Here is an 11,734-nt window from a genome sequence, read left to right on the forward strand (position 1 = left end):
AGCTGGAGGGAATCGAACCCTCGTCCAAACGAGGAAATCATAAGCTTTCTACATGCTTATCTTTGCCTAAGTTTTCGTGCAACGGCAGAACCAAAGCCATCAACCGTTACCTTATCCTCTAAAATTTCATCCAAGCCACGAGGCTGGCTTGAACTATCCCCGATTTTACTGCACCACTTTACCGGAATGCTTCGGAGCAACAGCTTCCGAGTGATGTCACGTCCCAGCACCTGGTGCCGGGATTAAGCTTCAATCTACTGTACTTCGATTAAGCAGCGAGAGCGTAGTTAGTTTCGCCAGATAAAATTTTGAAGACTGAGATTTAAGTGCCAATCAACGACGCACTGCATGCTTACTTACCATTTCTGCCCGCTGTCAAATCCAGTCAACCCCAAGCATTTATGATTGGGTGCAAAGATACAGATTCTTTTATTAGCGACCATCATCTATTTGCATATATTAATACATATCGTACAGAAAAGATGCCTTGTGAAAGATATTAAGAACTAATTCGAACTATTTTATCGCCTTTTACCACACATTTTTCTTATTATAACACGGAAATTTATAATCAACCCAATAATCCGACTTTTTTCAACCGCGAACGTATAGCCCCTCTATTCCTTTCAAATATTTCCATCAATTCTGCCACACTTCTCCCCTCCGCATAAAGTTGTTTCAAGCGATTGTCATCTTCCTCAGTCCATGGAGCGTAAGCCTTTGCATATATCTGTTTTTGCTTATCCATGTAAGATAATGCCTCACTCTCTTTTTCTCTTGAAACAGGCTCTTTCCGAACAGCCGTATTCTTTTTAGCGAACTCCTTGATAACAGCAATGAACTGCTCACCATAAACATCACGTTTATGCTCACCTATACCAAAGATGTTTCCAAAATCGTGAAGCGTAGTTGGACGTTCCGCCACAAGGGCATGAAGTGATTTGTCGGACATCACAATGTATGCAGGCCAACTGTTTGCATCGGCTATTTGCCGACGTAGCTCGCGCAGACGTTCAAACAGAAGCTTTTCTTCACTATCGCTATCGTGATTGGCTATCGGTTCTACAGAATCAGTCTGTCGTGCACGCTTTCTCTTCCCTTTCACTCGCAAGTCCTCGCGCACAATGATTGCCAATTCAGCCTTTTTCCGACCATATAATACATCTTTGCCCAATTCAGTGAGCTTCAAATGCCTATCCTCATTATAAGCTATCTCGATAAAGCCCATTTGCAACAATGGCCGACAACGCCTTTTGTACCAGCATTGTTCCGTCAAAATGTTGGGGCGGAGTGCTGCACACATCACAATTGCCACAATTAAATTCGGACGTTTCTCCAAAATAATTCAATAAAATACGCCGTCGGCACACTTGAGCCTCGGCATATTCTTGCATGCGGTTCAGTTTTTCATGGTTGATTTCCTGCCAGCCGCTTTCGTCAGCAAACTTCCGAAGTGTAATCAAGTCCTGCAAATTGAAGAACAAAAGGGTTTCCGTTAGTAATCCGTCACGGCCGCCACGGCCTATCTCCTGATAGAAGCTCTCAATGCTTTTCGGCAAATTGTAATGAATGACAAAACGAACATTACTCTTGTCTATCCCCATGCCGAAAGCAATAGTAGCTACCACAACATTTATTCGGTCTGTGACAAACTCCTCTTGAACCCGATTACGCTCTTCCATCGCCAATCCTGCATGATAAACCCCAACGGAGACTCCTTTTTCACGGAGTTTCTCGGCAAGCTGCTCTGTTGTCTTGCGTGCAAGACAATAGATGATGCCACTCTCATACGAATGACGTTCTATCATGTTCATAATAGTACGGAGTTTTTCATTGGCAGAATAACCACGTTTCACGCTCAAACTAAGATTCGGCCGGTCGAACGAGCTGACGAAGACTTCAGGATTACGCAAATGCAATCGTTCCAGAATATCAGTTTTTGTGATTTTGTCGGCTGTCGCTGTCAATGCCATAATAGGAACATGAGGAAATTGCTCACGCAATAACCCAAGTTGGGTGTATTCCGGTCGGAAGTCATGTCCCCATTGCGAAATACAATGAGCCTCGTCAATGGCAAAGAGCGATACTCGCAGATATTGTTGCATCCAGGGAATGTATGCCATAAGACGTTCCGGTGACATATATAACAATTTCAATTCACCTCGCAGGCATCGTTCTTGAATCGTTCGATTTTCCGACTCGCTATTACCGCTATTCAAGGCCTCTGCCGGAATCCCGTTAGCACGCAAAGCCTCCACCTGATCCTTCATCAAAGATATGAGTGGAGATACCACAACAGCCATGCCTTCCATCAGCAATGCCGGTATCTGAAAGCAGATTGATTTGCCGCCACCGGTAGGCATCAATACAAGAGAATCTCTGCGCTGAAGCACATTTTGAATAATCTCTTCCTGCATGGGGCGAAAGGAGTCATATCCATAATACGACTTAAGTATCTGTTTGGGTGTTTTCATATAATATTAGATTGTTGTATCAAAAATTCCATATCAATCCGCTACATCATCATCAGCAGCAGAGCTTTCATTGTTGCGAATATCTCAAACGGCAGAGGCACCGCAGTGTTATCAAGCTCTTTCAACCGGACATCTACGGGCCGGACACTCTTGCCTATCTCACCCCAATCTTCTTAAAGCAGGAATTGGTCAATATATATACATATCCTTGTTCGTTCGTTTTCATCAGCAAAATCTGTGAATTTCTACTAATTCACAAATATAACGGTTTATTTTTATCCGCAATCCATAAGTGGGTATATTTTAGATTTAAGGGACAAGTATGTAATCCAAAAAACTCTTCCTTGAATGTGGCTTTAAACTGTTCTCGTAAGAAGTTAAGCACAGCGATTTCTTCCAAAATGCAAGTATATGTGTCAAAACATGCATTTTGCTTTCTTTTAGGCACGGATTTACACGTTTTTCTTCTTGATTAATCCGTGAATTCGTGTAATCCGTGCCTAAATTATATCATTATGTCGGTTCCTTTTCGTTTTGACACACCTCCGTATCCTCACTTGATATGCTTGCACTTTGAATACCATGAATAAACCATGCCATGCAAACAATTTTAAACCTCCCCCTTCACATAACACTTCTGATTCCCCCTTCCGCAAGCCACAATCACCCCCTTCTCTACAAAATGCTTCAAATCCTTGGTTGCCGTCCATTTCAGCCGTCCGGTCAGTTCGCTGTAGGTCACACGGTTGATGAAGGGATGGGTGTCAAGATAAGCCAGCAGGCGCCTTTCCAATTCTTCCAAAGACAGGTTGCTAGAGTGGCGGAAAGCTACGGTAGGCACCCTTTCCAACTGGCCGTTCAGCGCCTTCTTGAACTTGGCGGAGGGACGGAAATTGACATCGTTAAAGCTGATGGACTGTGCACGGATGTCCGTCTTTTTCTCTACCAATCGGGCGCCTTTCACTTTGCCGGTGAAGAAGCCAAGCTCCCCTATCTCTACACGGAATCCCTGGTTTATCCAGTCGGTAGCCGTATCAAACACGCTCATCAATACACCTTCGATCTCGCCTTTGCGAAAACCGGTTCGCTTGGACACCAGATTGAGGAACTCATCCGATGAAATGGTTCCTGCCACCACAGCCTGCACGTAGAGCACCTCTTTTTCGCCCTCTTTCGTGGTGAGTGCCGGTTTCTTCTTCAAATCATAATATGCCATATCTATCTCTTATTAAACTATTTGCGTATCGTTTCAAAACTAATTTCCAGCTTGTGGAAAAACAAGTCTCATTTCACGGACAAACAACTTCCGCAACAACCATAAACAAGTAAGCTGTTTGCAGAAAGCCCATGGGCTGCTTATAGACAGCCGATAATCTGATTGCATACAGCCCATGGGCCGTCTATAAGCAGCCCACTTACTTGCAGGCACAAAAATAATTGTTTTTCCGTGAAAAAGAAGTTATATTCAGACAGATTTGAATAACAAACGGACAAAACATCACCGAAATCAAGAAGCCAATGGCATAGCTCTTCACAAAAGTAAGAACCAATAACGCCCGAATAACTCCTTTTAACTCCCGATAATCCCTCAAAAAAAGGGAATTGTATTACCTTTGTCCAGAAAAGAATGAAACAACTTTACACACTATCACCATGAAACATCTTCTTCTATGTATGCTCGGATTGGGGCTGACGGCCTGCGGCTCTTCTCCCAAAGGGTCCGACAATGACCAAGACGAACTCGCCATGCTGGTGGGCACTTACACCAACGGTTCGAGCAAGGGCATCTACACCTTCCGCTTCAACCAAGAGACGGGAACGGCGGTCGCGCTCAGTTCGGCGGCGTTGCCAAATCCATCCTACCTCGTTCCGTCGGAAGACGGCAATCGGGTCTATGCCGTCAGCGAGATGAATGACAGTACGGCCGCACTCAGCTCCCTTTCCTTCGACCGGAAAACTGGAAAACTGCGCCTGCTGAATACCGTACCCACCTTTGGTGCCGACCCCTGCTACGTGGCCACCAATGGCAGGGAGGTATTGACCGCCAACTATAGCGGTGGAACCATGTCCGTCTTCCCCTTGCAGAAAGATGGCACGCTGGCTTCTGCCGACACCCTCTTCCAAGGTTCTGCCACCGGTCCTGATGCCCTGCGCCAGGGCACTCCCCACATCCATTGCACGGTCTTTTCGCCAGACGGGAAATACATCTTCGCCACGGACTTCAGCGCCGACCGCATCCTGCGCTTCGTCCTGCATCCCAACGACCCTATTCCCCATCCCTCTCTGGAAGCCGTGAATATTGAAGCCGACTCCGGTCCGCGCCATCTGACGTTCAGCCCGGACGGGAAGTTCGCCTACCTCATCACCGAACTGTCCGGCAAAGTCATCGCCTTCAGCTACGATGATGGACGACTGGAACAGATACAGACCATCACAGCCGACACCATAGCCGCCCGCGGAAGTGCGGACATCCACCTCAGCCCGGACGGAAAGTACCTCTACGCCAGCAACCGACTGAAGGAGGATGGCATAGCCGTCTTTGCCGTGAACCCCGAAAACGGCACACTGGCCAAAGTAGGCTATCAGCCCACTGGCATCCACCCGCGCAACTTCAACATCACGCCCAACGGAAAATACCTGCTTGCCGCCTGCCGCGACAGCAACGTCATTCAGGTGTATCGGCGGGATGAAATCACCGGACTTCTGGAAGACACCCATCAAGACATAGCAGTGGACATGCCGGTATGCATACAGTTCGTCGGCTCTGTTAATAATCTATAAAGCAACAGCTGGCAAAGATAAGTTCACTAACTTTGTACCTCAGCTAAATCAGTCTAAACGATGTACATTATGAAAAAGAAGATATGGATGCTATCCGCCCTACTCCTGAGCACTGCCGCCTTGGCGCAGACAGAAGTAACCACCGGCGTGATGCGCGGCAAAGATTACGGGGTAACTTATATGCTGCCCAAAACGGAAATTGAAATCGTATTGCAAACCACCAGGCACACCTATGTGCCCGGAGACTATTGCAAGTATGCCGAACGCTACTTGCGCCTCAACAACGTGTCTGCCGAAACAGAAGAGTATTGGACGCTGGACAAGATAGAAACCCGTGCGGCAGGCGTTCCCGATAAAGAGAACGTATATTTCGTCAAAATGAAAGACAAGACCGTAGCTCCCCTGATGGAACTTACGGAAGGCGGCATTGTCCGCTCTATCAACATGCCTTTCAGCAAATGGCAGGAAACGCCCCCTGCACAAGTTCAAGCCACGGAAAAAGAAGTGGACCCGCGCAGTTTTCTGACAGAAGAGATATTGATGACAAGTTCCAACGCCAAAATGGCTGAACTGGTGGCCAAAGAGATTTACAGCATCCGCGAAAGCAAGAACGCCCTTCTGCGCGGAGAGGCGGACAACATGCCCAAAGACGGTGCCCAGCTCAAACTGATGCTTGACAACCTGAGCCTGCAAGAACGTGCCCTGACAGAAATGTTCTCAGGCAAAGTCAAAGAAGAGTCAAAGACATTCACCATCCGCCTGACCCCCGAAGAGATGAGCGGCCAAGTGGCTTTCCGCTTTTCCAAAAAGTTGGGATTGGTGGCTATCGATGATTTGGCAGGTGAGCCTTACTACATCAGCATTACCGATTTGAAGACACCCGGCATACCCGCCGAAGACGGTAAAAAGAAGGTGGAAGGTATAGCCTACAACCTTCCGGGCAAAGCGCAAGTGACACTCACCCATAACAACAAAAAGCTGTTCGACGAACAGCTTCCTATTACTCAATTCGGAACCATCGAATACCTGGCACCGATATTGTTCAACAAAAACTCCACTATCAAGGTACTGTTCGACACAGCCACCGGAGGAATCATAAAAGTAGATAGGGAATAACCCCCGATTGTCAATTGCCAATCGTCAATTGAATAAAACGGTCCTTGCGCAACTGCATCAGATAGGCAGTCACGCGAGGACCGTAATTTTTATCTTCCCCGAAGTGCGGGGCAAGCAGAGTGATGATTTCGCGCACGGTATGGTGCCCGTCTATCAGATTCCAAACGGCGGTGCCATGTTCTTCCAGCCGCACACGGATATCGGGCGACATCCCTTTCGGCAACAAGAAGCGCCGCATCCATTTATACTTAAACCGGGGATAGGCGAGCACAGCGCACTCACCTTCCCACTCGGTCGTTATATAGCTGCAACGAACCGGAACTGCGTCCAACAGGCTAACCTTGCCTTCAGGAATTTCCATAGCATCTTTGTTCATCGTTCTCTGCAAACTTAAATAGCGATTATTCCTTGATATTAGGCTCTTCCAATCCCAATCCCTTCTTGCGGTCAACCACCTTCAGCACAAAACCAAGCACCAAAGCTGCAACACCCAGACAAGCAAGCATCACCAACGGAGCCGTATAGTCATAAGACACGGCAGCCTCTTCGGGCGTAATCACCCCGTTCTTCAGGTCTTCCACCAACTGGGGGTTGGTCTTGTCAAGCACCTTGCCTATCAGCAGCGGGAACAGCCACAAACCGATGTTCTGAATCCAGAAAATCAAGGCGTATGCACTTCCGATGATTTTGGCATCCACCAGCTTGGGCACGCTGGGCCACAAAGAAGCAGGTACCAACGAGAAGCTGGCTCCCAGCACCAGAATCGTGAGATAAGCGATGAAAATACCGCCCACTGCCATCTCTTTGAACATCGGGAGAACAAACGCAAACGTCAAATGGCACAAGATGAGCAAGACGGAACCTATCACAAGCATAGAAGCCGCCTTTCCCTTATGATCCACATAGTTGCCCAATATCGGCGTAATGCCCACCGCCAACAAGGGGAATACGGCAAACACCGTTTCGGCACTCTGACGCATATAGCCCATGTAGCAGAACACGACCAGCGCCACACTTGCCACGACCAGCAATCCGTATTTCATATTGGCTTTCTTGGAGAAGTTGCTGGCAAATGCCGCGGCAGCCACTACCAACATGATACAATATTGAATGATGACCACTGTATTGGAAGCCCAGAAAGAATCAGCAGGAACCTCGGTAAACACCAAATTGCACTGCAACATATTTACCGCATACTTTTGGAAGGGGAATATCGCCGAATAATAGAGCACGCACAACAGCGCCACTACCCAGAAGCCTCCACTGGAAAGGATTGTGCCAAGGTCGCTAAGCTTAAACGGATCATCCTTTTCTTCCGCTTCGCCAGTCTGTTCGTCCAACTTCTTATCCATAAAGAAATAGACAATAAACATAATCAGCGCAATGAACAGCAATACCACACCGAACGCCACCGAACGGGAAACGTCTATCACACCTCCCAACTTGGCAAACATCGGAGAGAAAATCATGCAGGTAGCCACTCCCAAACGGGCCAGAGCCATCTCAGACCCCATTGCAAGTGCCATCTCACGCCCTTTGAACCACTTCACGATACCGCGTGAAACCGTGATACCGGCCATTTCCACACCGCAGCCGAAAATCATAAAACCTACCGCAGCAAATTTGGCAGATGCAGGCATGCCTTTATAGAAAGGAGATATTCCCAATTCGTCAAAGCCGGGAATATAATTCAGGTTGTTGTTAAACCAAGTCTCCAATCCGCTTCCTTGGAAAGCATCGGTCACGGCATACCAATTGACGGTAGCCCCCACAAGCATCACCGCTCCCGAAAGCACCGCCGTAAAGCGTACCCCCATCTTATCCAGAATGATGCCGGCAAAGATAAGGAAGAAAACAAAAACATTGAGGAACGTTTCAGAACCCTGCATCGTACCGAAAGCTGTGGAATCCCATCCTCGGGTCGATTGCATCAAATCTTTGATGGGCGAAAGGATATCCATAAAAATGTAGGAGCAGAACATGGCGAAAGCCAAAAACAAGAGTACCATCCAGCGCATTCCTGCAGAATCGCGCAATGTTTGATGGATTTTGTCAGTAGTTGTCATTTTTCTTTTTACTATAAGGTTAATTAATATATGCGTAAGTATTTTTTCTTTCTCTTCCGCGAAATAAAGAAAGACACGGATTACATGGCATCCACGAATCTGTATATCCGTTCTGTCCGCTGTAATCCGCGTCTTCCAACGTTGTCCGCAGCTTAACGTCTGCGACAACTATAAAAAAGTGGTATTCCTATTTTCAATGAGCCGCAGAATCTGTCGCAGCAGGAGTTTCCGTTGCCGGAGCTGCCGTACCTATAGGCATGTTATAAGGATTGGTCTTTTCTTCCTGTTGGGCTTGTTCCAGAATGACATCACCACCCTTACCGGTAGAAGTAGGAACTGTATAAGCCGCCACAATGCTGAACACTACCATGGCACCGGCCAAAGTCCAAGTTGCCTTTTCCAAGAAGTCTGTAGTCTTGCGTACGCCCATGATTTGATTGGATGACGCAAAGCCTGACGCCAGACCGCCCCCTTTTGAATTTTGAATCAACACAATGAAACACATCAGCACGGATGCAAGCACCATTAAGATAATTAATAATAAGTACATTTTTGTTTATTTTGATTTAGCGTTAATAATCAATTTCTCCAAAAATCTGATTTGGTCTGCAAAGTAAGCATTTTTTTTTGGATAATTCAAACTTAATTTTTTAATAATTTCAAGTGCCTTCTCATATCGGTGCTGTTTTATGTATATTCTTGCCAAAGTTTCCGTAAAACAGCTGTTGTCTATCTCCTCTGCAGCCGACATTTCCGAAGTTTCCTCCTCCTCATCCGCTTCTTCCGTCTCTTCATACGCTACTTCGGAAAAATTCCTTTTTTCGTTCGCGGCATCCGGCGATTCGCTCTTCCGGATAAAGCCATCTATCAATTCATGGCCATGCAGTTGAGGCACTTCCTCCTGTTCTTCCGATTTCTCTTCCTGCGATTCATCCTCCTGCATCAGATAGGCCGTATAGTCCATGGCATAGTCCAAGCCCGTTTGTTGGGTATGCTCCTCCGGAAGTGTAGCCAAAAAAGTATCAATCAGGAAAAGCGTGCGGTCCACACTCAACTCTTGTTCCAGACCTTTGGAGAAAAGCGGCGAATCCTTGTGGGACTTCAGCGTATAGCGGTCGCCTTCTATCAGGTAGAACAATATGCGGCGATCTACCACATACAGCACCGCCTTGCGCAGTTCCGCGCCAAAACTGATGTCGTGCAGCAAATAGAGATTTTTCAGATAAAGCAGACGGAGCGACTGGAAATAAGGATAGCGAGCCACCAGCGTGCGCAGCTCGTACAAAGTATCCCTGTTTAACATTTCGGGATGCAGAATCCACTGTTGCAATTGGACGGAAGTCATCGCTCTACCAATTAGCTACGGTTGCATTGAATATCTGCTCGACGATGTCTTTCACCATCAGCGTTATCAGCTGATCCTGCACTTCGGTCAGCAGTCGTGAAGAGTCGTATGTCTGGAAAGCCGAAAACTGTTGCTCAAAGTCCTCCTCATGGTTCGTATTGTTCACGTAACGCACATTGACGGTCAACGTGACCTTCACTTTCGAAGAGTAGCCACTGGCATCCACCGACTCATTATACTGATTGTAACCGGTTATCTCACCGTCTATGTCCAAATCCCCTCCCGTGTTTACCAACCGCAACCGGGTCTGCTGTATGAACATATCCTTCATCTTCTGGTTAAACTCCGTAGCCAACGGCGCATATACATATTCCGCCCGGTTTTGGAAGTCGGCGATGGAAATCGTCTTCACCTTTGTGTAGTCGATGGAGCTGATGGGCGCAAGTCCCACCTTTATACTACAAGAGTTCAACAAGAACGAGCAACTCACCAACAACGTGGCAAGCCCTATTTTTTTAATCCAATCCATATTCTTTAATCTTTCTGTATAATGTACGCTCGGAAATTTTCAAATCCTGCGCCGCATTTTTACGCTTTCCATGATGTTTTTCAAGTGCCTTGCAGATCAACTCCTTCTCCACTTCATCCAATGAAAGCGACTCCTCCACATACTCCTCCGTGTCTTGTATGTCATCATCCGCCGCCGATACCGGCTTCACCGAAGGATGAATAATGGTAGGCACCCCGGTTTCCACCGAAGGAACCACCGCCTGAGCAGCCGGCGTATAATAAGCGGAAGCAGGAACCGTAGCGTTGGGCACCGTTCCCCGTTCCGTCATGATTTCATGCACCAGTTTCTTCAGTTCCGTTACATCCTGACGCATATCAAACAGCACTTGATAAAGAATTTCCCGTTCGCTGCCGAAACTCTTGTCTTCCTTCACGCCGAACAAGGCGGGCAAGCGCTGTATGGCAGGCTGTTCGGGCAAGTATCCTTTCAACAAAGAGGCATTGATTTCCCGATTGGTCTCGATAATGGATATCTGCTCGGTGATATTCTTCAACTGACGCACATTGCCGGGCCAGGAATAAGCCAGCAACACCTGCTTGCCATCTTCTGTCAGTTGGATGGCGGGCATCCGATACTTTTCCGCAAAATCCGAAGCAAACTTGCGAAAAAGCAACACCACGTCCTCCCCTCGCTCACGCAAAGGCGGCACCTGAATGGGCACCGTATTCAGGCGATAATACAAATCTTCCCGAAAACGACCGTCTGCAATAGCCTGCGTCAGGTTCACATTCGTCGCAGCCACAATACGCACATCCGTTTTCTCCACTTTGGAAGAGCCCACCTTGATGAACTCCCCGCTTTCGAGCACACGCAACAATCGTGCCTGTGTAGGTAAAGGCAACTCACCTACTTCGTCCAAGAAGATAGTACCTCCATTGGCCTCGCCGAAATAACCTTTCCGCTCGCCGATGGCACCCGTAAAAGCGCCCTTTTCGTGGCCGAAGAGTTCAGAGTCGATTGTTCCTTCCGGAATGGCACCACAATTCACGGCAATGTACTGTCCATGCTTGCGGCGGCTATATTGGTGGATAATCTGCGGAAAGCTCTCCTTTCCCACTCCACTCTCTCCAGTAATCAGCACAGACAAGTCGGTAGGCGCCACCTGCATGGCAATATCAATGGCCCGCAACAACGTTTCGTTATTACCGATAATACCAAAGCGTAATTTTACTTGTTGTATCTCTGCTCTTGTCATTCTACAAATCTTCTTCTACACTATCCAATTTCAGCTTATCGCTGTCATCGCGCTTTTCGTAATATTGTCTGCGCAAGGGGTTCGCATGGGCAACTTCTTCGCGTTGACGATTGCGGAACACATCAATAGCGACATAGATAGCCTGACGGAAGGAATCCTCCAAAGCCACCCCTTTTCCGGCAATAT

The 11,734-nt window shown here is 47.4% G+C and carries 9 protein-coding genes, 1 other RNA gene and 3 pseudogenes; 2 read left to right on the top strand and 11 right to left on the bottom strand.

Annotation, left to right across the window (positions count from 1 at the left end; genetic code table 11):
- The 4 genes and pseudogenes from ssrA to K2G43_RS11900 form a co-directional block, all read right to left on the bottom strand.
- Positions 1-393, bottom strand: a transfer-messenger RNA (tmRNA) gene (ssrA, locus tag K2G43_RS11885); the annotation flags it as partial.
- 424 nt (positions 394-817) lie between these two features.
- Positions 818-2,474 (bottom strand): annotated as a pseudogene (locus K2G43_RS11890) (RecQ family ATP-dependent DNA helicase); the annotation flags it as partial.
- A gap of 59 nt (positions 2,475-2,533) precedes the next feature.
- Positions 2,534-2,700: pseudogene (locus tag K2G43_RS11895) on the bottom strand (GIY-YIG nuclease family protein); the annotation flags it as partial.
- Between the two features lie 384 nt (positions 2,701-3,084).
- The gene (locus K2G43_RS11900) at positions 3,085-3,690 is read right to left on the bottom strand and encodes an HU family DNA-binding protein (RefSeq protein WP_297644185.1); all 606 of its coding nucleotides are present in this window, start codon (positions 3,688-3,690) and stop codon (positions 3,085-3,087) included.
- 437 nt (positions 3,691-4,127) lie between these two features.
- On the opposite strand from K2G43_RS11900, the gene K2G43_RS11905 reads away from it, so the two are divergent.
- Positions 4,128-5,255 (top strand): lactonase family protein, encoded by a 1,128-nt coding sequence (locus K2G43_RS11905; protein ID WP_297644184.1) that lies wholly within the window; start codon positions 4,128-4,130, stop codon positions 5,253-5,255.
- 69 nt (positions 5,256-5,324) lie between these two features.
- Positions 5,325-6,371 (top strand): DUF4831 family protein, encoded by a 1,047-nt coding sequence (locus K2G43_RS11910; RefSeq protein WP_300155481.1) that lies wholly within the window; start codon positions 5,325-5,327, stop codon positions 6,369-6,371.
- A 10-nt stretch (positions 6,372-6,381) separates the two neighbouring features.
- Here the strand turns inward: K2G43_RS11910 and K2G43_RS11915 are convergent, their stop codons facing one another.
- The 7 genes and pseudogenes from K2G43_RS11915 to K2G43_RS11945 form a co-directional block, all read right to left on the bottom strand.
- The gene (locus K2G43_RS11915; protein WP_300155492.1) at positions 6,382-6,732 is read right to left on the bottom strand and encodes a PqqD family protein; all 351 of its coding nucleotides are present in this window, start codon (positions 6,730-6,732) and stop codon (positions 6,382-6,384) included.
- A gap of 40 nt (positions 6,733-6,772) precedes the next feature.
- Positions 6,773-8,437 carry an MFS transporter gene (locus tag K2G43_RS11920; RefSeq protein ID WP_297644182.1) on the bottom strand — a complete coding sequence of 555 codons (1,665 nt, stop codon included), beginning with the start codon at positions 8,435-8,437 and terminating at the stop codon, positions 6,773-6,775.
- Between the two features lie 193 nt (positions 8,438-8,630).
- A complete protein-coding gene (secG, locus tag K2G43_RS11925) occupies positions 8,631-8,987 on the bottom strand; it encodes a preprotein translocase subunit SecG (protein ID WP_300155485.1) in 357 nt (118 codons plus the stop codon).
- Positions 8,988-8,993: 6 nt separating this feature from the next.
- A complete protein-coding gene (locus K2G43_RS11930; protein WP_300155488.1) occupies positions 8,994-9,782 on the bottom strand; it encodes a tetratricopeptide repeat protein in 789 nt (262 codons plus the stop codon).
- 4 nt (positions 9,783-9,786) lie between these two features.
- Entirely contained in the window at positions 9,787-10,311 is a 525-nt protein-coding gene (locus K2G43_RS11935; RefSeq protein WP_297645587.1) for an LptE family protein, read from the bottom strand.
- Positions 10,298-11,548 carry a sigma-54 dependent transcriptional regulator gene (locus K2G43_RS11940; RefSeq protein ID WP_297645584.1) on the bottom strand — a complete coding sequence of 417 codons (1,251 nt, stop codon included), beginning with the start codon at positions 11,546-11,548 and terminating at the stop codon, positions 10,298-10,300. Before K2G43_RS11940 ends, K2G43_RS11935 begins: the two co-directional genes overlap by 14 nt.
- Position 11,549: 1 nt before the next feature.
- Positions 11,550-11,734: pseudogene (locus tag K2G43_RS11945) on the bottom strand (4-hydroxythreonine-4-phosphate dehydrogenase PdxA); the annotation flags it as partial.

Origin of the sequence: Bacteroides sp., assembly GCF_029057325.1 — a bacterium.
Taxonomy (GTDB): Bacteria; Bacteroidota; Bacteroidia; order Bacteroidales; family Bacteroidaceae; genus Bacteroides.

Excerpts from the sequence above, each read along its gene's own strand:
- K2G43_RS11910 (WP_300155481.1), top strand. The coding sequence starts at position 5,325 with ATGAAAAAGAAGATATGGATGCTATCCGCCCTACTCCTGAGCACTGCC.
- K2G43_RS11930 (WP_300155488.1), bottom strand. The coding sequence starts at position 9,782 with ATGACTTCCGTCCAATTGCAACAGTGGATTCTGCATCCCGAAATGTTA.
- K2G43_RS11920 (WP_297644182.1), bottom strand. The coding sequence starts at position 8,437 with ATGACAACTACTGACAAAATCCATCAAACATTGCGCGATTCTGCAGGA.
- secG (WP_300155485.1), bottom strand. The coding sequence starts at position 8,987 with ATGTACTTATTATTAATTATCTTAATGGTGCTTGCATCCGTGCTGATG.
- K2G43_RS11900 (WP_297644185.1), bottom strand. The coding sequence starts at position 3,690 with ATGGCATATTATGATTTGAAGAAGAAACCGGCACTCACCACGAAAGAG.
- K2G43_RS11935 (WP_297645587.1), bottom strand. The coding sequence starts at position 10,311 with ATGGATTGGATTAAAAAAATAGGGCTTGCCACGTTGTTGGTGAGTTGC.
- K2G43_RS11905 (WP_297644184.1), top strand. The coding sequence starts at position 4,128 with ATGAAACATCTTCTTCTATGTATGCTCGGATTGGGGCTGACGGCCTGC.
- K2G43_RS11915 (WP_300155492.1), bottom strand. The coding sequence starts at position 6,732 with ATGGAAATTCCTGAAGGCAAGGTTAGCCTGTTGGACGCAGTTCCGGTT.
- K2G43_RS11940 (WP_297645584.1), bottom strand. The coding sequence starts at position 11,548 with ATGACAAGAGCAGAGATACAACAAGTAAAATTACGCTTTGGTATTATC.